General features: G+C 65.6%; 22 protein-coding genes. 10 read left to right on the top strand and 12 right to left on the bottom strand.

Translation table 11 applies throughout. The annotated features are described in order from the left end of the window. Window positions 1-13 precede the first annotated feature (13 nt). Window positions 14-1,057 (bottom strand): heat-inducible transcriptional repressor HrcA, encoded by a 1,044-nt coding sequence (gene hrcA, locus ACZ46K_RS16140; RefSeq protein ID WP_464749208.1) that lies wholly within the window; start codon window positions 1,055-1,057, stop codon window positions 14-16. A 145-nt stretch (window positions 1,058-1,202) separates the two neighbouring features. Here hrcA and ACZ46K_RS16135 point away from each other — a divergent pair, with 145 nt between their 5' ends. After that, the gene (locus tag ACZ46K_RS16135; RefSeq protein WP_054807861.1) at window positions 1,203-1,580 is read left to right on the top strand and encodes a type II toxin-antitoxin system VapB family antitoxin; all 378 of its coding nucleotides are present in this window, start codon (window positions 1,203-1,205) and stop codon (window positions 1,578-1,580) included. Here ACZ46K_RS16135 and hemW read toward each other — a convergent pair. Further along, window positions 1,577-2,815, bottom strand: coding sequence for a radical SAM family heme chaperone HemW (hemW, locus tag ACZ46K_RS16130; RefSeq protein ID WP_464749207.1), 1,239 nt, complete (start codon window positions 2,813-2,815; stop codon window positions 1,577-1,579). The two genes, ACZ46K_RS16135 and hemW, sit on opposite strands and share 4 nt — an antisense overlap. A gap of 334 nt (window positions 2,816-3,149) precedes the next feature. On the opposite strand from hemW, the gene ACZ46K_RS16125 reads away from it, so the two are divergent. From ACZ46K_RS16125 to ACZ46K_RS16095, 7 genes are all read left to right on the top strand, one after another. Further along, a complete protein-coding gene (locus tag ACZ46K_RS16125) occupies window positions 3,150-4,859 on the top strand; it encodes a nitrite/sulfite reductase (RefSeq protein WP_054807442.1) in 1,710 nt (569 codons plus the stop codon). Further along, on the top strand, window positions 4,856-5,563 hold the full coding sequence (locus ACZ46K_RS16120; RefSeq protein ID WP_464749206.1) for a phosphoadenylyl-sulfate reductase: 708 nt from the start codon (window positions 4,856-4,858) through the stop codon (window positions 5,561-5,563). The genes ACZ46K_RS16125 and ACZ46K_RS16120 overlap by 4 nt, the downstream gene beginning before the upstream one ends. Beyond that, on the top strand, window positions 5,560-6,501 hold the full coding sequence (gene cysD / locus ACZ46K_RS16115) for a sulfate adenylyltransferase subunit CysD (RefSeq protein ID WP_054807440.1): 942 nt from the start codon (window positions 5,560-5,562) through the stop codon (window positions 6,499-6,501). Before ACZ46K_RS16120 ends, cysD begins: the two co-directional genes overlap by 4 nt. 2 nt (window positions 6,502-6,503) lie before the next feature. Continuing rightward, complete coding sequence (locus ACZ46K_RS16110) at window positions 6,504-7,802, top strand: sulfate adenylyltransferase subunit 1 (protein ID WP_054807439.1); 1,299 nt, start codon at window positions 6,504-6,506, stop codon at window positions 7,800-7,802. Further along, the gene (locus ACZ46K_RS16105) at window positions 7,799-8,545 is read left to right on the top strand and encodes a sirohydrochlorin chelatase (RefSeq protein ID WP_464749205.1); all 747 of its coding nucleotides are present in this window, start codon (window positions 7,799-7,801) and stop codon (window positions 8,543-8,545) included. The genes ACZ46K_RS16110 and ACZ46K_RS16105 overlap by 4 nt, the downstream gene beginning before the upstream one ends. 148 nt (window positions 8,546-8,693) lie before the next feature. Next, a complete protein-coding gene (gene ppk2 / locus ACZ46K_RS16100) occupies window positions 8,694-9,584 on the top strand; it encodes a polyphosphate kinase 2 (RefSeq protein ID WP_054806035.1) in 891 nt (296 codons plus the stop codon). A 117-nt stretch (window positions 9,585-9,701) separates the two neighbouring features. Beyond that, window positions 9,702-10,559 carry a universal stress protein gene (locus ACZ46K_RS16095; protein ID WP_464749204.1) on the top strand — a complete coding sequence of 286 codons (858 nt, stop codon included), beginning with the start codon at window positions 9,702-9,704 and terminating at the stop codon, window positions 10,557-10,559. 9 nt (window positions 10,560-10,568) lie between these two features. On the opposite strand, the gene ACZ46K_RS16090 is transcribed toward ACZ46K_RS16095, so the two are convergent. From ACZ46K_RS16090 to ACZ46K_RS16065, 6 genes are all read right to left on the bottom strand, one after another. Continuing rightward, the gene (locus tag ACZ46K_RS16090; protein ID WP_054806034.1) at window positions 10,569-11,573 is read right to left on the bottom strand and encodes a sulfate/molybdate ABC transporter ATP-binding protein; all 1,005 of its coding nucleotides are present in this window, start codon (window positions 11,571-11,573) and stop codon (window positions 10,569-10,571) included. Next, window positions 11,570-12,379, bottom strand: coding sequence for a sulfate ABC transporter permease subunit CysW (gene cysW, locus ACZ46K_RS16085; RefSeq protein WP_054806033.1), 810 nt, complete (start codon window positions 12,377-12,379; stop codon window positions 11,570-11,572). The genes ACZ46K_RS16090 and cysW overlap by 4 nt, the downstream gene beginning before the upstream one ends. Next, the gene (gene cysT / locus ACZ46K_RS16080; protein WP_464749203.1) at window positions 12,376-13,170 is read right to left on the bottom strand and encodes a sulfate ABC transporter permease subunit CysT; all 795 of its coding nucleotides are present in this window, start codon (window positions 13,168-13,170) and stop codon (window positions 12,376-12,378) included. Before cysT ends, cysW begins: the two co-directional genes overlap by 4 nt. Before the next feature lie 81 nt (window positions 13,171-13,251). Continuing rightward, on the bottom strand, window positions 13,252-14,286 hold the full coding sequence (locus ACZ46K_RS16075) for a sulfate ABC transporter substrate-binding protein (protein ID WP_054806032.1): 1,035 nt from the start codon (window positions 14,284-14,286) through the stop codon (window positions 13,252-13,254). Between the two features lie 230 nt (window positions 14,287-14,516). Next, entirely contained in the window at window positions 14,517-14,690 is a 174-nt protein-coding gene (locus tag ACZ46K_RS16070) for an Ms4533A family Cys-rich leader peptide (protein WP_464749202.1), read from the bottom strand. A gap of 60 nt (window positions 14,691-14,750) precedes the next feature. Then, entirely contained in the window at window positions 14,751-15,011 is a 261-nt protein-coding gene (locus ACZ46K_RS16065; protein ID WP_054806031.1) for a hypothetical protein, read from the bottom strand. 67 nt (window positions 15,012-15,078) lie between these two features. Between ACZ46K_RS16065 and ACZ46K_RS16060 the strand changes: the two genes are divergently transcribed. After that, entirely contained in the window at window positions 15,079-17,019 is a 1,941-nt protein-coding gene (locus ACZ46K_RS16060; RefSeq protein ID WP_464749201.1) for a glycoside hydrolase family 15 protein, read from the top strand. Between the two features lie 6 nt (window positions 17,020-17,025). Here ACZ46K_RS16060 and ACZ46K_RS16055 read toward each other — a convergent pair whose 3' ends face one another. From ACZ46K_RS16055 to lepA, 3 genes are all read right to left on the bottom strand, one after another. Further along, window positions 17,026-18,021, bottom strand: coding sequence for an ABC transporter substrate-binding protein (locus ACZ46K_RS16055; RefSeq protein ID WP_464749200.1), 996 nt, complete (start codon window positions 18,019-18,021; stop codon window positions 17,026-17,028). 68 nt (window positions 18,022-18,089) lie between these two features. Continuing rightward, the gene (locus tag ACZ46K_RS16050; RefSeq protein WP_464749199.1) at window positions 18,090-19,022 is read right to left on the bottom strand and encodes an NAD(P)H-dependent flavin oxidoreductase; all 933 of its coding nucleotides are present in this window, start codon (window positions 19,020-19,022) and stop codon (window positions 18,090-18,092) included. A gap of 23 nt (window positions 19,023-19,045) precedes the next feature. Beyond that, window positions 19,046-20,887, bottom strand: a complete 1,842-nt coding sequence (gene lepA, locus ACZ46K_RS16045; protein WP_464749342.1) for a translation elongation factor 4 — start codon at window positions 20,885-20,887, stop codon at window positions 19,046-19,048. Window positions 20,888-21,026: 139 nt separating this feature from the next. Between lepA and ACZ46K_RS16040 the strand changes: the two genes are divergently transcribed. After that, window positions 21,027-21,605 (top strand): type II toxin-antitoxin system PemK/MazF family toxin, encoded by a 579-nt coding sequence (locus ACZ46K_RS16040; RefSeq protein ID WP_054810518.1) that lies wholly within the window; start codon window positions 21,027-21,029, stop codon window positions 21,603-21,605. Window positions 21,606-21,654: 49 nt separating this feature from the next. Here the strand turns inward: ACZ46K_RS16040 and ACZ46K_RS16035 are convergent, their stop codons facing one another. Then, a complete protein-coding gene (locus tag ACZ46K_RS16035) occupies window positions 21,655-22,488 on the bottom strand; it encodes an aquaporin (RefSeq protein WP_054806028.1) in 834 nt (277 codons plus the stop codon). Window positions 22,489-22,578: the final 90 nt, after the last annotated feature.

The raw sequence follows: 22,578 nt of genomic DNA, 5'->3' as shown, positions 1-22,578 counted from the left end.
CGAAATTGGATGCTCAGCGCTCGCCGAGCACCTCACCGATATATCTCGCAACGGTTGCGACCGACGCGATGGTTCCCGGGTAATCCATCCGGGTGGGGCCGAGTACCCCGAGCCCACCGAACACCGTGCCCGCCGCACCGTATCCGGTGGACACCACGGAGGTGCTGCGCATCTCGGCGACCTGGGTCTCCTCGCCGATTCGGACGGTGACCCGGCCGGCGTCCTGACTGGCCGCGAGAAGCTTGAGGACCACCACCTGCTCCTCGAGGGCCTCGAGGACGGTACGCAACGAACCCGGCATGCCGGGTTGGCCCTCGAAGTCGGCGGCGTTGCGGGTCAGGTTGACTGTGCCACCGAGCACGAGTCGGTCCTCGGGGTGCTCGACGAGGGTCTCCACCAGCACGGTGGCGCAGCGGATGAGAGCGTCACGCAGGTCTTCCGGTGCGTCCTCGGCGAGTTCGGACACCGCGATCGACGCGGCGGCGAGCCGTTTGCCGCTGAGCGCGCTGCCGAGCAGATCGCGCAGCCGCACGAGATCGTCGTCTTCGAGGAGGTCGCCGAGTTCGACGATCCGCTGGTCGACGCGCCCGGAGTCCGTGATGAGTACGAGCAGCAGACGTGCCGGGGTCAGGGCGACCACTTCGAGGTGTCGTACGGACGACGACGACAGGGTCGGGTACTGCACCACGGCGACCTGCCGGGTCAGTTGTGCGAGCAGTCGGACCCCGCGGCGCAGCACGTCGTCGAGGTCGACGCCGGATTCGAGGAATTGCAGGATCGCGCGGCGCTCGGCCGCCGACAGGGGCTTGACCTCGGAGATCCGATCGACGAACTGCCGGTAGCCCTTGTCGGTGGGTACCCGTCCCGAGCTGGTGTGTGTCTGGGTGATGTATCCCTCGGCTTCGAGGACCGCCATGTCGTTGCGGACCGTGGCGCTCGATACACCCAGGTTGTGACGGTCGACGAGCGTCTTCGATCCGATCGGTTCCTTGGTGGACACGTAGTCCGCCACGATCGCCCGCAGAACCTGGAATCTCCGTTCCTCGGTGCTCGACATCTGCCCACCTCCGTTCCACCACGTGCATGCCCGAACAAGTGCACCTCGCGCGCGTAGCCCGGGTGCACCATGTGCCGTACCCGCCCAGTCTAATGGTGTCGGAGCCGAGCAGATCCATCCGCCACCCCGTGCGTACTGTGGGCGCATGATCTTCAAGGGTGTCCGGGACGGAAAGCCGTATCCCGATCACGGACTGTCGCTGCGCGACTGGTCGAGGATCCCTCCGCGTCAGATCCGCCTCGACGAGATCGTCACGACCACGAAGGTTCTCGAACTCGATCGACTGTTGTCGGAGGACTCGACGTTCTACGGCGACCTGTTTCCCCACGCTGTGCAGTGGAAAGGGGTGCTGTATCTCGAGGACGGCCTGCACCGGGCCGTACAGTCCGCGCTGCGCAACCGGCCGGTGCTCCATGCCCGAGTCTTCGACTACGACGCACTTGCGCCACTCTCCGCTGCCGCATCACCCGAAGCGACCGATCCGGCCGGTCCCGAGATTCTCGGCGAACCTCGGTTCCTCTAGCCGGATCCGAGCAGGATGGTCCGCACCACGGCGTCGGCGAGCAACCGGCCACGGTCGGTGAGGATCAGGTGATCGTCGGCCACGACGGCGAGTCCGTCATCGACCACTGTCGCGGCCGCCGCGCGCTCACCGGCGTCCAGTTCCGCCAGCGGCAGGCCGGTCCGCAGCCGCACAGTGAGCATCACCGATTCGGTGTGGATGTCCTCGGCGGTCAGCGTCTCGCTGCCCGCAACCGGTAGTTGCCCGTCGGCGAGAACGCCCGCGTACCGCGCGGGGTGCTTGACGTTCCACCAGCGCACTCCACCGACGTGACTGTGTGCGCCAGGCCCGGCGCCCCACCAGTCGCCACCGTCCCAATACCCGAGATTGTGGCCACATCGAGCCGAAAGATCTTCTGCACGTGCCCAGTTGGACACTTCGTACCATGTGAGACCGGCCTCGTTCAGTCGCTGGTCGATTCGCTCGTACCTGGATGCGAGCACATCGTCGTCGGGCGCCGGTAACTCACCTCGACGCACCCGCCGGGCCAGCGCAGTACCGTCCTCGACGATCAGGGCGTACGCGGAGACGTGATCGACACCGGCGTCGAGCACTGCATCGAGCGACGCGTCGAGGTCGGTGTCGGTCTCACCGGGTGTGCCGTAGATGAGGTCGAGGTTCACGTGATCGAAACCGGCCTCGCGCGCCTCGCGGGCCGCGGCGACCGGCCGGCCCGGAGTGTGGGTGCGGTCGAGCACCGCGAGAACATGGGAGGCCGCCGACTGCATGCCGAGCGAAATCCGGGTGTACCCGGCGTCGCGAATATGCGCGAAGAACTCGGGTGAGGTCGACTCGGGGTTCGATTCGGTGGTCACCTCGGCGCCGGGCGCGAGCCCGAACGACGAGCGGACGGCAGTCAGCACGTCGGACAGGCCGGCGGCTCCGAGCAGCGACGGCGTGCCGCCGCCGACGAACACGGTCTCTGCAGCGGGAGCACCACGCCCTCCGCGATCGAGCATCTCGGCGGCGGCGTCGAGTTCGCGGCGGAGCCCTTCGAGCCACGACTCGGGCGATGCCGCGGAGCCGAGCTCTCCGGCCGTGTAGGTGTTGAAGTCGCAGTAACCGCACCGGGTCGCACAGAACGGCACATGCACGTACACCCCGAACGGCCGACTGCCGACTCCGTCGAGTGCTGTCGCCGGTAGTTCGAACCCGTGTGCTGCACCGAGCTCACTGCCGGTTTTCGTCTCACTCACGCCCCCAGTGTTCCAGAGATCCGGCGGGCGCCCACCACGCGCAGCTCGCCTACCTCGACATTTCCCTCATTTTGGGTGGAAATACCCTCCTGGTTTCGGAATCCATCCCGTGACGTGGCACAATGGTCGTCATGACCGGACTCGGAGTGCGACTCGTGGCGCGACGCCACGTCGACCTCAAGCGTGTCTGCGCGTCTATCTGTCTGCCCTGCGCCGCCTGTCGCTAGTTCGGCACCACCCCGGCAAATCCCAGATCCCGCCGGGTCGAGGCGTGTTCGCATGAGGTCAGCCCCCTCGCGCCCTCGGTCCGGTCCTTCGAATCCAGGAGACCTGCATGTCGTCGACCACCGACGTCGCATCCACCGCCGACACCCCCGCCGCTCGCCGCCGCCCGGCGAAGCGCCGCGCCGAAGGCCAGTGGGCACTCGGATACCGCGAGCCGCTCAACGCGAACGAGCAGGCGAAGAAGGACGACAACCCACTCAACGTCCGCCGACGCATCGAGGACATTTACGCGCACCAGGGTTTCGACAGCATCGACAAGTCCGACTTGCGCGGCCGATTCCGCTGGTGGGGTCTGTACACCCAGCGTGAACAGGGCTACGACGGCACTTACACCGGTGACGAGAATCTCGATCTGCTCGAGGCGAAGTACTTCATGATGCGTGTGCGCTGCGACGGTGGCGCACTCGATGTGGAGCAGTTGCGGACCATCGGCGGCATCTCCACCGAGTTCGGCCGCGACACAGCCGACCTCTCCGACCGGCAGAACGTCCAGTACCACTGGATCGAGGTCGAGAACGTCCCGGAGATCTGGCGCCGCCTCGAATCGGTGGGCCTGAAGACCACCGAGGCGTGCGGCGACTGCCCGCGCGTTGTACTCGGTTCGCCGGTCGCAGGTGAATCCCTCGACGAGATCGTCGACGGGACCTCGGCCATCGACGAGATCGTCCGTCGCTACATCGGCAACCCCGAGTACTCGAACCTGCCGCGCAAATTCAAGACTGCGATCTCCGGCCAGCAGGACGTCGTGCACGAGATCAACGACGTCGCATTCGTCGGTGTGAACCACCCCGAGCACGGCCCCGGATTCGACCTGTGGGTCGGCGGAGGCCTGTCCACCAACCCGATGCTCGCGCAGCGGGTAGGCGCATGGATCCCGCTCGACGAGGTTGCAGACGTGTGGGAAGGCGTCGTCGCGGTCTTCCGCGACTACGGCTACCGGCGCCTACGGTCCAAGGCCCGCCTGAAGTTCCTCATCAAGGACTGGGGCATCGAGAAGTTCCGCGAGGTCCTCGAGACCGAGTACCTGAAGCGGCCACTCATCGACGGCCCCGCCCCGGAGCAGCCGGCACGGCCCATCGATCACATCGGTGTGCAGAAGCTGCGCAACGGCCTCAACGCCGTCGGGTTCACCCCCATCGCGGGCCGCGTGTCCGGCACGATCCTGACGAAGGTCGCCGACGCAGTCGAGCGGATCGGCTCGAACCGGATTCGCTTCACCCCGCACCAGAAGTTGATCGTCCTCGACGTCGCCGACGACAAGGTCGAGGAGCTCATCGCGGAATTCGAACCGCTGGGCCTTCATGCACGCCCGTCGGTGTGGCGCCGGAACCTGCTGGCGTGCAGCGGCATCGAATTCTGCAAGCTCTCGTTCGTCGAGACCCGGAAGCGCTCCCAGGTGCTCGCGCCGGATCTCGAGGAACGCCTCGCAGACATCAATGCCCAGCTCGACGTCCCGATCACCATCAACATCAACGGCTGCCCCAACTCGTGCGGCCGGTCGCAGATCGCGGACATCGGATTCAAGGGCATGCTCGTCGACGACGGAGAGGGCAATCAGGTCGAGGGCTACCAGGTACATCTGGGCGGCAGCCTGGGACTCGACAGTGGCTTCGGCCGGAAGTTGCGCCAGCACAAGGTGAACAGCACCGAACTCGGTGACTACATCGAACGTGTCGTGCGCAACTTCATCAAGCACCGGAACGAGAGCGAGCGGTTCGCCGAGTGGGCCGTACGCGCAGACGAGGCGGATCTTCGATGAGCACATCCATACACACCTCCGACGACCTTCGAGAGCTCGCCGCGCAGGGGGCGGTAAACCTCGAAGGGGCGTCGGCCTCGGAGTTGCTCCGGTGGACCGAGGAGACCTTCGGCGACTCGTACATCGTGGCGTCGAACATGCAGGACGGTGCGTTGGTGCACCTCGCCGCGCAGGTTCACCCCGGCGTCGATGTCCTGTTCCTGGAAACGGGTTACCACTTCGCCGAGACCCTCGGAACCCGCGACGCCGTTGAGCAGGTGTACGGGGTCAACGTCATCAACGCCGCGGCGAAGCAGAGCGTGGCCGAGCAGGATGCACTGCTGGGCAAAGACCTCTTCGCACGCGAGCCCAACGAGTGCTGCCGCCTGCGGAAGGTGGTGCCTCTGAAGGAAACCCTGAGCGGCTATCGCGCGTGGGTGACCGGCATCCGGCGGGTCGAATCGCCCACAAGGGCGAACGCACCACTGATCTCGTTCGACGAGGCGTTCGGGCTCGTGAAGATCAACCCGATCGCGGCATGGACCGACGAGGACATGCAGAACTACATCGACGAGCACGGGATTCTCGTCAATCCCCTCGTCGACGAGGGCTACCCGTCGATCGGGTGCGCCCCGTGCACGAACAAGCCACTTCCCGGAGCCGACCCGCGCAGCGGACGCTGGGCCGGCCAAGCCAAGACCGAATGCGGGTTGCACGCCTCATGACACTCACCGACACGTCACTCACCGAACGAAACACACTGGACGGCAGCAAGTTCGACACGCTCGATGCCCTGGAATCGGAAGCGATCCACATCTTCCGCGAGGTCGCGGGCGAGTTCGAACGTCCCGTGATCCTCTTCTCCGGCGGCAAGGACTCGACAGTCCTCCTGCACCTCGCGATCAAGGCGTTCTGGCCTGCCCCGCTGCCGTTCGCACTGCTGCACGTCGACACGGGTCACAACCTTCCCGAGGTGCTCGCGTTCCGCGACCATGTCGTCGAGAAGTACAACCTGCGGCTGCACGTGGCGAGCGTGGAAGAGTACATCGCCGACGGTCGGCTCACGGAGCGACCCGACGGCATCCGCAACCCCTTGCAGACCGTGCCGTTGCTCGACGCGATCTCCGAGAACCGGTTCGATGCCGTATTCGGTGGTGCACGCCGCGACGAAGAGCGGGCACGCGCCAAGGAGCGGATCTTCTCGCTGCGAAACTCGTTCGGCCAGTGGGATCCCAAGCGGCAGCGTCCCGAGCTGTGGAACCTGTACAACGGAAAGCATGCCCCCGGCGAGCAGGTACGAGTCTTTCCGCTGAGCAACTTCACCGAGCTCGACATCTGGCGTTATATCGCGCGTGAGGACGTGGAGCTCGCGAGCATCTACTACGCGCACCAGCGCCCCGTCTACCAGCGTGACGGAATGTGGATGACCCCCGGTGTCTGGGGAGGCCCGAAGGACGGCGAAGAGCTGGAGACCCTGTCGGTGCGCTACCGCACCGTCGGCGACGGCTCCACCACCGGCGCGGTCCTTTCCGACGCCGCCGACAACGAGGCCATCCTGGCCGAGGTTGCGGCATCCCGCCTGACCGAACGCGGTGCGACACGCGGCGACGACCGAGTATCCGAAGCGGCCATGGAAGACCGCAAGCGAGAGGGCTATTTCTGATCATGAGCGATCTCCTTCGCCTGGCTACCGCCGGGAGTGTCGACGACGGCAAGTCGACGCTCGTCGGTCGGCTGCTCTACGACACCAAGTCCGTCCTCGCCGACCAGATCGATGCCGTGACCCGTGCATCGGTCGACCGCGGGCTGGATACCCCCGACCTGTCGCTGCTCGTCGACGGCCTGCGCGCCGAACGCGAGCAGGGCATCACCATCGACGTCGCCTACCGGTACTTCGCCACGCCGAAGCGCAGCTTCGTGCTTGCCGACACCCCCGGTCATGTGCAGTACACGCGCAACACCGTGTCCGGTGCGTCCACGGCACAGCTTGTCGTGCTGCTCGTCGACGCCCGCAAAGGCGTGATCGAACAGACCCGTAAGCACGCTGCGGTTCTCGCACTGCTCGGCGTTCCCAAGCTGGTCCTCGCGGTCAACAAGATCGACCTCGTCGAGGACCCGGCGCAGGTGTTCTCCGACATCAAGGACGAGTTCAACGCGCTGACACGTTCGCTCGGCTGGGCTCCCCAGGACGTGCAGGAGATCCCCGTGTCGGCGCTGCACGGCGACAACGTGGCGACCCGGTCCGAGAACACCCCGTACTACGACGGCCCGACCCTCATCGAGTACCTCGAGTCGGTCCCGGTCGACGCCGACGTGCACGGCCGACACGACGTCGGTCTGCGGTTCCCCGTCCAGTACGTGATCCGGCCGCGCACCGCCGAGTACCCCGACTACCGGGGCTATGCAGGACAGGTCGGTGCCGGCTCCGTCCGGCCCGGCGACGAGGTCGTGATTCTGCCGTCCGGCATCCGCACCACGGTCGAGCGCATCGACACTGCCGACGGAGAACTCGACATCGCACACGCCGGCCGGTCGGTGACCCTGATCCTGGCCGATGACGTCGACGTCTCGCGCGGCGATGTCATCGCCGCACCGGGTGCGCCCGAGCCGATCGGCGAGTTCGAAGCGACCGTGTGCTGGTTGGCCGAGAAGTCGTTGCGCCCGGGTGCTCGCCTGCTCCTCAAGCACGGCACGCGCACCACGCAGGCGATCGTGAGCGCGATCGACGAACGATTCGACGAGCAGAACCTGACGTCCGTCCCCAACCCGGAGTCGTTGGAACTCAACGAGATCGCCCGGATTTCAGTGCGCGTTGCGGAGCCGATCGCGGCCGACGACTACAAGGTCAACCGTCGAACCGGCAGCTTCCTGCTCATCGATCCGGCCGGCGGCAACACCCTCGCAGCAGGGCTCGTCGGCAACGGTCTCGCGGATATCGAACTCGGAGAACGCGTCCCCGCATGATCCCGCTGATCGCTGTCGCGCACGGCAGCCGTGACCCGCGCTCGGCGCGGGCCGTGGCTGCCGCGCTCGCAGTCCTGCGCACCGGGCACCCCGAGTGGGATGTCCGGCTCGCGTTCCTCGATCTGAACACCCCGTCGGTTCCGCAGGTACTCGATGCGGTCGCGGCCGACGGACACCGACGTGCGGTCGTCGTACCGTTGCTGCTCGGCAGCGCATTCCACGCGCGCATCGATCTCCCGGCGCTCCTGGCCGAGTCCAGAAATCGCAACCCGCACCTCGAGGTGGTGTGCTCCGACATTCTCGGCGACCACGAACTGCTGGTTGCGGCTGCCCGCGACAACATCGTCGCCGCAGGTGTGTCGCCGGACGATCCCGCCGTCGGTGTCGCACTCTGCGCGGTCGGCTCGCGCCGGGTCGGTGCGAATTCGTCGACCGGGATGGTCATACCGCGTGTACTCGCAGGAACCGCGTGGACGCTGGGCCGGACGTGCTTCGCGACGGCCGGCGAGCCGTCTGTCGAAGCAGTATTGACGAGACTCTCCCGTTCGGGAGCACGCACACTCGTGCTCGCACCCTGGATGCTGGCGCCCGGGTTGCTGTGGGACCGCGCGTGCGCCGCAGCCGAATTGCTGCCGAAAGTGCGCGTTGCCGTGACACTCGCCGATCACGATGCCGTCGGCCGGGTGATCGCCGACCGCTACGTCTCGGCCGTCGCCGCGTTCCGGTCGCTCGTCGCAGCCTGACACCTCGTCGCAGCCTGACACGCCGCACGCAACACACTTCGACGAACACTGCGGTGATTCCGCACTGCTGTGTTCGCGCGGTATTCACATTTCTGGTCTAGAACGGTACTACCCCGTCCGTCGGAACCGGGATCCGCGAGGAGAACACATGCAGAACGAGCTACGGCAGTACATCGACCGTCTCCGCACCGAAGGTTATTCGGTCCGCGACGATCACGGTGAGGATCCCGACCTCATCGACACCCGGGGTCGCGCCGTCGACACGTGGCGAGAGAACTACCCGTACAAGAAGCGGATGGATCGCGCGACGTACGAAGTCGAGAAATATCTCCTGCAGATCGAGCTCCTGAAATTCCAGGCGTGGGCACTGGAGAACAAGACGAAGCACATCATCGTGTTCGAAGGACGCGACGCAGCCGGCAAGGGCGGCACGATCAAGCGCTTCCAGGAGTACATCAACGTTCGGCACGCGCGTGTGGTCGCGTTGAGCAAACCGTCCGAGCGCGAGGCCGGGCAGTGGTACATGCAGCGCTACATCGAACACTTTCCCACTGCAGGTGAACTCGTGATGTTCGACCGCTCCTGGTACAACCGGGCGGGCGTCGAGCGTGTCATGGGGTTCTGCAGCGACGCCGACTACGAACGGTTCATGGACCACGTGCCGCTGTTCGAGCGGCTCATTGTCGACGCAGGGATTTCCCTGACCAAGTTCTGGTTCTCCGTCACCCAGAACGAGCAGCGCACCCGATTCGCAATTCGCCAGCTCGACCCGGTCCGCCGCTGGAAGCTGTCCGAGATGGACCTCGAATCCATCGACAAGTGGGACAAGTACACCGCCGCGAAAGAAGAGATGTTCCGCCGCACCGACACCGACCACGCACCGTGGACCACCATCAAGTCCAACGACAAGAAGCGCGCCCGCATCAATGCGATGCGTTTCTTCCTCAACCAGTTCGAGTACGACGACAAGGACAGTCAGGTGGTGTTCGCCGCAGACCCGAAGATCGTGCAGCGCGGGAAGCATGCGGTCGGCGACTGATCCGTCGGACGCGTGCACGTGGGTCCTGCCGTAACCACTCGAGCACCGAAGATCATCGAATGCTGGCGAGCGGATGTGGTCTGTACCACACTGGTGGCAGAGTAAGGAGAGACCACCATGGGCACAACATCGACCGGCCGGGGAATCGTGGCGGGGATCGACGGCTCCGACAGCGCGCTCGGCGCGGCGCGCTGGGCCGCATCGATCGCGCATCGCCTCGGCGAACCCCTTCACCTGACACACGTCGTCCCGGAGCGACCGTCGAGCAACGGCACTGCCACAGCCACCGACGGGGAGGCCGCCCTCGATGCGGCGGAGGCCGCAGTACGTGCCGCACAACCCGAGGTCGTCGTCGAACGCCACATCGAGGTGGGTAAGCCCGCCCAGACCCTCGTGGAACTGTCGAACACCGCACGCATGATCGTGCTCGGCCACACGACGACGAGCGAGTTGCAGTCCATGTTCGCGCGATCCGATGTCGTGCACACCGCCAACCACGCGCGCTGTCCGGTCGTGTCGTGGCGCGGCGAGCCCGGCCCGTCCGAACTCGATGGCCAACCCATCGTCGTCGGGGTCGACGGCAGCTCTTTGAGCACGAATGCCATCGACCACGCCTTCGAGATCGCGGACAAGGTCGGCGCACCCCTGACCGCAGTGCACACCTGGACCGAGCAGTCCACCCTCACCTACGGGGAAGGGTCACGGTTCACCGACTGGGAGGCCTACCAGCAGCACCGGACCGCGGAACTCGCGGAGAGTCTGGCAGGCCACCGCGAGAAGCATCCCGACGTGGACATCTCGTACAGCGTCGAGCGCGGCAAACCCGACGTGCTACTCCTCGAGCATTCCGCACACGCGCAGCTCGTGGTCGTCGGCAGTCACGGCCGCAGCACCATCGCGTCCGCGCTGATCGGATCGACGAGTCAGAATCTGATCCACCACTCGATGTGCCCGGTGCTCATCTGCCGGAGCTGAGCCTTCCGCCTAGTCTGCGCTCACTCCGACGGGCTCCCCCGGCGCCGCGATGACCTGCGCGTACACCGTGTCGCCGGCCTTCATGTCCAGCGCACGCGCATCGCCGCGCGTGATCTGCGCGATGAACGACTCGCCGGTTGCGGCGTTCGTCAACTCGACGCGCACTTCGAATCCGAGGTGCACCACCCGCTCGACAGTGGCGCGGGCGACACCGAGAGCTTCCGTGCCGGACGCCCGCGCGATCTCGAGTCCGGGTTCGTGACCGAGCCTGATGTCGTGCGGCCGTACGAGCCTGCCGTTGAACTTCGAGACGTTCCCGAGGAACGACATCACGAACTCGTTCTCCGGCCGGTCGTAGAGATCCTCGGGGGTGCCGACCTGTTCGATCCTGCCACGGTTCATCACGGCAATGCGGTCGGCGACGTCCAGTGCCTCCTCCTGGTCGTGCGTGACCAGCACAGTGGTCACGTGAACCTCGTCATGGAGTCGGCGCAGCCAGGTCCGCAGGTCGGCACGTACTTTCGCGTCGAGCGCACCGAACGGCTCGTCGAGCAGAAGCACCTGGGGGTCCACCGCCAGAGCACGGGCGAGCGCCATGCGCTGCCGCTGCCCACCCGACAGCTGAGCGGGGTACCGATGCTGGAATCCATCGAGTCCGACAACCTCGAGGAGTTCGTCGACCTTCGCCGCGATCTGCTGCTTCGGGAGCTTGCGGATCTTCGGACCGAACGCGACGTTCTCCCGTACCGTCATGTGTTTGAAGGCGGCGTAATGCTGGAACACGAAGCCGATTCCGCGTTTCTGCGGCGACACGTGGGTGACGTCGTTGCCCGCGATGTGGACGGTGCCGCCGTCGAGGGACTCGAGCCCGGCGATCGACCGCAGCAGCGTCGACTTGCCCGAACCGGACGGGCCGAGCAGTGCCGTCAACGAGCCGGGCGGAATGTCGAGTGAGACGTCGTCGAGCGCGGAGAAGTCGCCGTAATTCTTGAACGCCCCGGTAACCGTGATCATGCTTTGGTGCTCCTCTTGCGGTCGAGCAAAGTCATCAGCAGCAGGACCACCACTGCGATGGCCATGAGCAGGGTGGCCGCGCTGTACGCGCCGAAGGTGTTGTGGTCGTCGATGTAGCGCGCGTGGACGAGCAACGTGAGGGTCTGGGATACCCCGGGGAACCCGGAAGAAACCATGATGACCGCACCGAACTCTCCGAGCGCGCGGGCGACGGTGAGCACGATGCCGTACGTCAATCCCCAGCGGATTGCCGGCAGGGTGATCCGCTGGAACGTCTGCCACGTGCCGGCGCCGAGTGTCGCGGCGGCCTGTTCCTGTTCCTCCCCGATCTCGTAGAGGACCGGTTCGACCTCACGCACCACGAACGGCAGGGTCACGAAGATGGTCGCGATGACCATGCCCGGCAGTCCGAAGATCACCCTGAATCCCAAGGATTCGAGTCCACCGAACCAGCCGCCCGCGCCCCACAGCATGATCAGTGCGACACCGACCACGATCGGCGACACCGCGAACGGCAGATCCACGACGGACTGCAGAAGTCCCCGACCCGGGAATCGTCCGCGCACCAGCGCGAGCGCAACGACGATGCCGAACACGACATTGACGGGGACGACGATCGCAACGATCAGCAACGACAGATTGAGCGCGGAGATCGCCGCGGGCGTCGTGATCGAGTCGACGAACGCCATCACACCGTTCTCGAAGGTGCGGTAGAGGATGATGCCGATCGGCACGAGCAGCAGGATCACCAGGTAGCCGAGCGCGATCACACGCAGCGAGATGCGCGAAAGCGGAGAAAGTTTCACGCGTCGTTCTCCTCACGGACACGGCCGCGATTCGCGACGAGCCGCAGCACGAACAGAGCCACGAACGCGATGAGCAGCAATGCCACCGAGACCGCCGCGGCGTTGACCGGCCGGTCGATCTCGATCTGCTGCTGGATGTACTGCGATGCCACCTGCGTCCGGCCGGGAATGTTCCCGCCGATCAGCACGATCGATCCGTACTCCCCGATGGCGCGGGCGAACGCGAGCCCGACGCCGCCGAGGATCGCGGGAGCGAGGGTCGGCAGCACCACGGTCCGGAAGATCGTGAAGTTGTCGGCACCGAGTGATGCCGCAGCCTCCTCGACCTCCCGATCCACTTCGATCAGGACGGGTTGAACCGACCGCACCACGAACGGCAGGGTGACGAACGCAAGCGCAACAACCAGACCCGGTTGTGTCGCATTGAGTTGGATACCGATCGGGCTCTGTGGTCCGTACAGCGCGAGCAGGACGATGCTCGCCACGATCGTGGGCAACGCGAACGGCAGGTCGATCAGCGCGTTGACGATCCGCTTACCCGGAAATTCGTCGCGTACGAGCACCCATGCAATCAACGTTCCCATCACTGCATTGATCAACGCCACGACGATCGACACGGTCACCGTGATGCGAAGGGTCGCCAGAGCGTTCGGTGCGGTGATGGCGTCCCAGAAGCCGCCGAGTCCTTCCGAGAAGGCCTCGGTCGCCAAGGCCGCGAGTGGCAGCAGGACGATGATGCTCAGCCACAGGGTGGCGACGCCGATACCGAGTGGGCCTACAGCACCTGTCACCCTCGCAGTGCGTCGACCGCGACTCCCCGGGGCTCGAGATCCCGACCCGGTGGTTAGTACGGGAGTACTCACAGTCGGTCTCTACTTCGTGGCGTTGTCGTAGATCACAGCGATGGCGCCGGTGCCTTCGGTGAAGAGCTCGTCATCGACGGTGCCCCATCCACCCAGGTCCTCGATCGTCCACAGCGTCTCGGGTTCAGGGAAATCCGCAGCGAACTCCTCGGCAACGGCCGGATCGACGGGACGGAAGCCGGCTTCACCCCACAGTCGCTGCGCTTCCTCGGTGTAGAGGAAGTCGAGGAACGCCTGGGCCTTCTCGGTGTTCGCCGAACCGCTGAGCACTGCAGCCGGGTTCTCGATCTTGAAAGTGGTCGGCGGTGTCACATGCTCGACGGGATCGCCGTTGCGCTCGATGAACAGTGCCTCGTTCTCGTAGCTGAGCAGCACGTCGCCGGTGCCCTGCAGGAAGGTTTCGGTAGCCTCACGACCGGATTTGGGCTGCACTTTCACGTGATCCTGGACGAGAGCCGTCACGTAGTCGAGACCCGCCTGCTTGTCCTGACCGCCATTGCTCTTCGCCGCATAGGGGGCGAGGAGGTTCCACTTCGCGGATCCCGAGCTGAACGGGTTCGGAGTGACGACCTCCACGCCGTCACGCAGCAGGTCGTCCCAGGTCTGGATGTTCTTGGGGTTGCCCTCACGCACGACGACCGTCACCACAGAACCGAACGGCAGGCCCTTGTCTGCCCCGGCGTTCCAGTCCTCGTCGACAAGACCCGCATCGACGAGTCGCGTGATGTCGGGTTCGACGGAGAAATTCACGAAATCGGCTTCGGCACCGTCGCGCACCTTCCGCGACTGGTCGCCCGAGGCGCCGTAGGACTGCTGGAAGACGACGCCTTCACCGGCCTCGGTCTCCTGGAATGCCGGGATCAGCAGGTCGAAACCGACCTTCGGCACCGCGTATGCGTACAGGTTGACGGTGCCGCCGGAACCGTCGGCGCCGGAATCACCGCCGACGGTGTCACTCGCCCCGCCGCCTGAGCAGGCAGTGAGAACGGTCGCGGTGGCAACGACGAGCGCTGCGGGTACGAGAAACTTGGAACGAATCTTCATCGAGGGGTGCCTTCTGCAAGCTGTTTCGGTCGGAACAGAGCGGATTGGTCTGGGATGCCGAAATGGATCGATGTCATAGCGCGACCGCAGTGGTGCCCGGCCGCAGAAGCGGCAGGGCATTCAGCGCCGTCCTGCAGAATTCCACTGGAGAGAGACTGCGGGCCGTACACCACGGAGACGCGGAACCCGGTTACCGGTGCGGTGAAACCGCTGACATCGGTGCGGGTGGATCAACGACAACAACAGTCGATGTCGGCAACAGACGGCATGCCGACAGCAATCAACGCCAATTCATGGCGGGCGCTGGGCAGTACGGTTGCAGACACGCGGGAGACTCTAGCAGAGCTCGGGCAGACGGCTGGCAGTGAGGACGCAGCAGCGAGATCTACAGAGTCAACAACCATGCGACGACGACGAGAACGAGCAGCGCGATGAGCGCCAGGGTCACCCGCGAGCGTGGCATGTCAACCGTCCTCCGTGTTCGGTACTGATGGCGCGGGTTTCCCGGTCGCTGCCGAGGGTACGGCTTCCCCGTTCCGCGGGGACGGTTCGGGTTCGTCCCGCCCCACCGCAGCGAAGCCGGTCGCGATGACGCGATCGAGCAGCCAGGCCACCGCACCACACAGTGGCACCATCACGATCAGCACCAACGCGGCCTGGGGTACGAACGACAGGCCCGTGAGCCACAGTTCGAACCCGTCCCACCACGATGCGACCCGTTCCATCCCGTCCACTGTAATGCGTCCCCTCATTTGCCCCTCGTCACACCCGGCCGGGGCCGATCATGGTGAGATGGCCCCCACCGAGCACCTACCGTCGTCCTCGCCGAGCCGTGCCCCCTTCCCACCGATCGGCGACTACGGGTTCCTGTCGGACTGCCAGACGTCATGTCTGGTCGCGCGCGACGGGTCCGTCGAATGGCTGTGTGTGCCGCGTCCCGACTCACCGAGTGTGTTCGGCGCACTTCTCGATCGCAGCGCCGGCCATTTCCGCATCGGACCGCACGACCGGACCGTGCCGGCCGCCCGCCGATACCTTCCGGGAGGGATCGTGCTGGAGACGACGTGGCAGACCGAAACGGGGTGGATCACTGTGCGTGACGCCCTGGTGATGGGACCGTGGTACGACCTCCACCAACGCTCCGCCACTCAACGGCGAACCCCGTCCGACTGGGAGGCCGAGCACATTCTCCTCCGTACGGTTCGGTGTGTGAACGGCACGGTCGAGTTGAACATGAGCTGCGAACCCGCGTTCGACTACCACCGCGGCGGCACTCGGTGGGCGTACACCGGCAAGGTGTACGAGGAGGCGACAGCCGTGTGCGCGGGCGCACCCGACGAGCATCCCCGGCTACGCCTGACCTCCAACATGCGCCTCGGTATCGAGGGCCGGGAAGCACGCGCCCGCACCCGGATGAAGAAGGGCGACAGCGTGTTCGTGGCCCTGTCGTGGGGTGAGTCGGCGCCGCCGCACACATTCGAGGAGGCCGCGGCGAAAATGCTCACGACGCAGGACTACTGGCGAGAGTGGGTCACGACCGGCCGGTTCCCCGATCACCCGTGGCGCAGCTATCTCGAACGCAGCGCACTGACCCTCAAAGGGCTGACGTACTCCCCGACCGGCGCGCTACTCGCCGCCGCCACCACATCGCTTCCGGAAACTCTTGGAGGCGAGCGTAATTGGGATTATCGATACGCGTGGGTCCGCGACTCCACCTTTGCATTGTGGGGTCTGTACACCCTGGGTCTCGACCGCGAGGCCGACGATTTCTTCTCGTTCATCCTCGACGTCTCGCAGGGCGCCGACGGCGAGGGCCCTCATCCCCTTCAGGTCATGTACGGCGTCGGGGGTGAACGTGTACTGAAGGAATCGACTCTCGACCATCTGTGCGGGTACGACAACGCCAGCCCTGTCCGCATCGGCAACGACGCGTACCGGCAACGCCAGCACGACGTGTGGGGAGCTCTGCTCGATTCGGTGTATCTGCACGTGAAGTCGCGGGAGCAGATCCCCGAATCGTTGTGGCCCCTGTTGAGCGGGCAGGTGGAACAGGCGGTCGAGCACTGGCGGGAACCCGATCGTGGATTGTGGGAAGTACGCGGTGAGCCGCAGCATTTCACGTCGTCGAAGGTGATGTGCTGGGTCGCCCTGGACCGCGGCGTCAAACTCGCCGTAATGCACGGTCAGCCCGACCACGCGGAGCGCTGGTCTGCGGTGGCCGACGAGATCAAGGCGGACATCCTCGAACACGGTGTCGACGAACGCGGCGTGTTCACACAGCGATACGGTCATCCGGCTCTCGACGCGTCGAACCTTCTGATCCCGTTGCTCCGATTCCTGCCGTCCGACGACCCCCGAGTGCGCGCAACGGTGCTCGCGATCGCGGACGAACTGACCGAACACGGTCTCGTCCTGCGCTACCGGGTCGAGGACACCGACGACGGACTCTCCGGAGAGGAAGGCGCATTCACGATATGCTCGTTCTGGCTGGTGTCCGCACTCGTCGAGATCGGCGAGGTGGAACGGGCATCCACTCTGTGCCGTCGGTTGCTCGATTTCGCCAGCCCGCTCAAGTTGTACGCCGAGGAGATCGACCCTGCGACCGGGCAGCATCTGGGAAACTTCCCCCAGGCCTTCACCCATCTCGCTCAGATCAATGCGGTCGTCCACGTCATCCGCGCCGAAGACCGCACCGAATCAGGTGAATTCAGGCCCGCGCACACGCGACACTGAGCTCGGTCACGAACCCGCGAGGGCCTCCAACTGCGGGCGGAGTTCGTCGAGCGCGTACCCGATCGACAACGACGAGGGAACATTGAATGCGACGACTGTGGGATAGTCGACCACGGCCAGCCCGCCGTTCGCCACCGACGGCAATCGATCGAACCCGGGCAGGGCCATCAGATCTTGCTCGGTCCCACCGTTGGGAAGGATGACCAGCAGGTCGGCGACGAGCGCATCGACACGTTCGGGACTGAGCATCACACGGCCGAATGCGACACCGGCCTCCTCGACCAGCGACTGCGGCAGGGTCATGCCCAGTTGTTCGAAGAGGGCCGACGCGCCGTCGGTGGGATCGGCGACGACGACGAACTGCTGATCGGCGAACATGAACTGCGAAAGAACCGCGGTCTTGCCCTCGAGCCCCGGGAGTGCGTACTCGTCGATCTCCGCGTTCCGCTCCGAGATGATCCGCTCGGCGTCGCCGGTGCGGTCGAGCAATGTTCCCAGGGCCCGGAGTTGGTCGTCCCAGTTGTCGACGCCCGTCTCGCCGAGCGGAGCGACCGTGGGCGCCACTTCGGTCAGGGTGCCGTACGAATCGGCGGAGGTGATCTGCCAGTTTCCGAGGATCAGATCGGGTTCGAGTGCCGCGATCGGTTCGACCGGAAGTGGCCCCTCCATCGTCGTGTCGTTTCCGGCCGTGAGGTCGACAGCGTCCGTCGATACGTCACTCTGCCACGGGTACAGGCCGCGCTCGTCGCCCGTCGACCCCGCGCTGATGTAACCGACGGGTTGGACACCGAGTTCGAGGAGTGCATCGACCCACTGACTCGACGTCGCGACGATGCGTTCCGGCGTCCCCTCGATCGTGGTCGTTCCGAAAACGTGCTCCACGGAGACGGACTCGGCGGTCCCGGCCGAGTCGATGTTCGCGTCGTCCGTGGTCGAACACCCGGCTACGCCGACACCGATCAGAACGACTGCGGCACACATCGACAGGAATCTCGCACGCATGAACAGGACCACCCCTCCACCTAAGGTGAGGCATACCTTAACCCTTGCGCGCCGCGAATGGAACAGCGTCAACGGAAGCGACCGAGCAGCTCCTCGGCCTGCACACCGATGGCGCGGATCACCTCACCTGCGGGGCGCTGCGCACGGACAAGGCCCGCCGCCTCACCCGCGTACACCACTCCGACGTCCGGATCGTCGGCGGTGTACTCGCCGGCGAGGGTCTGCTCGTCGGCTCCGCGACCGTGCCACTCCTCGGTGAACGAATTGACCAGGGCGCGGCCACCCCATCGTGCAGGCCACGGCTGGTGGCGGGCCTTGTCGAACACGTCGGTGTAGACGGTGTCGGCGCTCCCCGCGGCGATCAGCCGGTCTCGCGCATAGTCCGGTCCCACGGTTTCAGGGCTGGCCAACAGTGCCGTGCCCACCAGGGCACCGACTCCCCCCGCCGCGAGCACGGCGGCGAGCCCGCGGCCCGACGCGATACCACCCGCGGCGAGTACAGGAAGTTCGGTGCACTCGAGTACTTCCTGCAGCAGCGGCAGGGTCCCGATCCTCCCGGTGTGACCGCCTGCTTCGTGCCCCTGCGCCACCACCGCGTCTACGCCGGCCGCCTCGACGACCCGAAGATCCTCGAGGGTGTTGATCTGAGAGATCACGACGGCGCCGGCGTCGTGGACTCGCTGCACGTACGGAGCGGGGTCGCCGAACGACAACGCCACCACCTGCGGGCTGTGTTCGAGAACCGTGCGGAGAAGCGAGTCGTCGTCGTGCAGCGACCACGTCATGAGCCCGAATCCGAGAAGCCCGCCACCGATCTCACGCGCGGTGCGCGCTTGATCGTCGAGCCATTCGGCGGTGTTGTACCGGGCCGCCCCGATCAGGCCGAGCCCGCCGGCGCGGGTCACCTCACCGGCAAGCGAGCCACCGGCCCGGCCACCCATCGGCGCACCGACCAGTGGAATCGTGATTCCGAGTTCACGGGTCAACCAGGTCTCGAGCACAGGCGGGTCCTTTCGCCGAGCACTTACTTCTTGGGCTTGTCCGAGGCCGCATCCGACGACAGAGCTGCCACGAAAGCCTCTTGCGGCACATCGACGCGACCGATCGTCTTCATGCGCTTCTTACCTTCCTTCTGCTTCTCGAGCAGCTTGCGCTTACGACTGATGTCGCCGCCGTAGCACTTGGCAAGAACGTCCTTGCGGATAGCGCGGATGTTCTCGCGCGCAATGATCTTCGAGCCGATCGCGGCCTGCACCGGCACCTCGAACTGCTGACGCGGAATGAGTTCCTTGAGCTTGGTCGTCATCTTGTTGCCGTATGCAGCGGCGGCGTCCTTGTGCACGATCGCACTGAATGCATCGACCGCCTCACCCTGCAACAGGATGTCGACCTTGACCAGTGCCGCTTCCTGCTCGCCGGCCTCCTCGTAGTCCATGCTCGCGTATCCGCGAGTACGCGACTTGAGGGAGTCGAAGAAGTCGAAGATGATCTCGGCCATCGGCAGGGTGTAACGCAGTTCGACACGGGTCTCGGACAGATAATCCATCCCCCCGAGTTCACCGCGCCGCGACTGGCACAATTCCATGATCGAACCGATGAACTCGCTCGGCGCGATGATCGTGCACTTGACGATGGGCTCGTAGATCTCGCGCGCCTTGCCCTCCGGCCAGACCGACGGATTGGTGACGACGACCTCCTCTCCGCCCTCGAGCACGACGCGGTAGACGACGTTCGGGGCGGTGGAGATCAGGTTGAGCCCGAATTCGCGTTCGAGTCGCTCGCGGGAGATTTCCATGTGCAGGAGGCCGAGGAACCCGCACCGGAATCCGAAACCCAACGCGACCGAGGTCTCCGGTTCGTAGGTGAGTGCGGCGTCGTTGAGCTGAAGCTTGTCGAGGGCATCGCGCAACACCGGGTAGTCGGAACCGTCCACGGGGTACAGGCCGGAATAGACCATCGGTCGCGGTTCGCGGTAGCCGGTGAGCGGTTCTGTGGCTCCACCGCGCGCGAGCGTCACCGTGTCGCCGACCTTCGACTGGCGCACGTCCTTCACACCCGTGATCAGGTAGCCGACCTCCCCGACTCCGAGCCCTGCCGTCGCTTTCGGTTCGGGCGAGACGATCCCGACCTCGAGCAGTTCGTGGGTGGTGCCGGTCGACATCATCTTGATCTTCTCGCGCGGCATGACCTTGCCGTCGACGACGCGAACGTAGGTGACGACTCCGCGGTAGGTGTCGTACACCGAGTCGAAGATCATCGCGCGTGCCGGTGCGTCGGCATTGCCGACGGGCGCAGGAATCTGCCGGATGACCTCGTCGATCAGCGCGGGGACACCTTCGCCGGTCTTGCCCGAGACACGGAGGACGTCGGACGGCTCGCATCCGATGATGTTTGCGATCTCACCCGCGTATCGATCGGGGTCGGCCGCCGGCAGGTCGATCTTGTTGAGGACCGGGATGATCGTCAGATCCTTGTCGAGCGCGAGGTACAGGTTCGCCAGGGTCTGCGCCTCGATTCCCTGCGCGGCATCGACGAGAAGCACGGCGCCTTCGCATGCCTCGAGTGCGCGTGAGACCTCGTAGGTGAAGTCGACGTGGCCGGGGGTGTCGATCAGGTGCATGACGTAGTCTTCGCCGTCGAACTTCCACGGCAGCCGGACGTTCTGCGCCTTGATCGTGATGCCGCGCTCACGCTCGATGTCCATCCGGTCGAGGTATTGGGCGCGCATCTGCCGTTCCTCGACCACCCCGGTGAGCTGCAGCATGCGGTCCGCCAACGTCGACTTGCCGTGGTCGATGTGCGCGATGATGCAGAAGTTCCGGATCTTGGCGGGGTCCGTGAACGTGGTGTCGGCGAAACTGCTGATGTCGTGCTCCTGACTCGGGCCGGCAGCGGCCTGAGGCCGCGGTCACCTTGAAGAATATCCAAGACGCGCAACAACGGGGTCCTCGGCTGTGCCCACACGTGACTTGGACTACCTCGGGGCGTGGCTACACTGGCCGATCGTGGCTGGCAAGTGGATGCAGATGGGTAAGCAACTCGGACGACTCGCGGTCGAACACGGCCCGCGGTTGTACAAGCAACTACAGCAGTCGGGAGCCCTCGACCGCGCGAAGGGGGCCGCGAAGGGGGCACTGGCCCAGCAGTCCGGCCGACCTGCACCCGCACCTGTACCCGGACGTCCTGTCGCTTCTCGCACGACCCCGACGGCCCAGCGTGCGCGGACGATCGACTACTCCCCCGCCCTCGACGGTCGAGCCGATCCGGGCGAGATCGTGTGGACGTGGGTGGAATACGAGGACGACGCGAGCCAGGGCAAGGACAGGCCGGTGCTCGTCGTCGGACGTGAGGGGTCGACGTTGCTCGGTCTGATGCTCTCATCGAACGGCGACCGTGACGGTCACCGCGATTGGGTCGGTATCGGCACCGGGCCGTGGGACCGCCAGAACCGCCCGAGCTGGATTCGCCTGGACCGGGTCCTCGACGTGCCGGAGGACGGCATCCGTCGCGAAGGTGCGATCCTGGACCGCTCACGTTTCGATCAGGTCGCACAACGGCTGCGCAGCGAGTACGACTGGGCCTGACGATTACGGCCGGTCCGGCCCGTCCGCTACGACTGGGCCGGCCCGTCCGCTACGACTGGGCCGGTCCGTCCGTGCGGTACTCGGACGGTCGCAGGCCCTGGGTGCGCCCGAACAGCAACGAGTACACCAGCGCACCCAGCGCACCACCGATCAACGGGAACACGATGAACAACCACAGCTGCACGGGCGCGCCGTCCTGGAAGAACGCGACGCCGATGCTGCGAGCCGGGTTGACCGACGTGTTGTCGATCGGGATCGCGACAAGGTGGATCACCGCAAGGGTGAAGCCGATCGCGACACCGGCCATCAGGACGTCGGAGATCTGATCGGTCGCGGCGAGCACGACGAACACCAGCACACCGGTGAGCAGGATCTCGATGATCATCGCCGCCCCGATGCCGTATCCGTTCTCGAGTACTCCGCCCAGCGGTCCGGTGATGGCGGACGGACTGTGCTCGCCCCAACCGTTCGCCCCCAGGCCATCGGTAGCCCGGTCGTAGGACGGAAGCGACGACGCCACCGCGAAAATCGTGACGCCGGCGACGAGACCACCGATTATCTGGGCGATCCAATACCCGATTGCGCGTACAGGGGTGACATGCCCGACGATGAGCTGCCCCAGGGTGACAGCGGGGTTGACGTGACACCCCGAGATCGGGCCGATCGTATAGACCAGGAACAGCAACGTCAGGCCGAACGCGAGAGCCACCCCGAGGTTGCCGACTTTCGCACCGGCGAACACCGCGGTCCCGACCGCACAGAAGACGAGCAGGAAGGTCCCGATCGCTTCTGCGACGAACTTCTTCGCGTCGGAGAACTCGACTGCCTCGGCTGCTTCGAGAGATGTTTCGTATTCGGGCCGCTTGTCATGTTCGGACGTCATGCCGCTAGTCTCGCTAGTCAGCGCTTCGACGGGGCGGGATTGCCGGACCTCGTCCGGAATATCCCGTTCCACCGGAGCTACCTACAACGC

Source organism: Rhodococcus sp. JCM 9793 (genome assembly GCF_055380405.1).
Note: the sequence above shows the minus strand (reverse complement) of the source record. Positions and strands in the feature narration are given on the sequence as shown.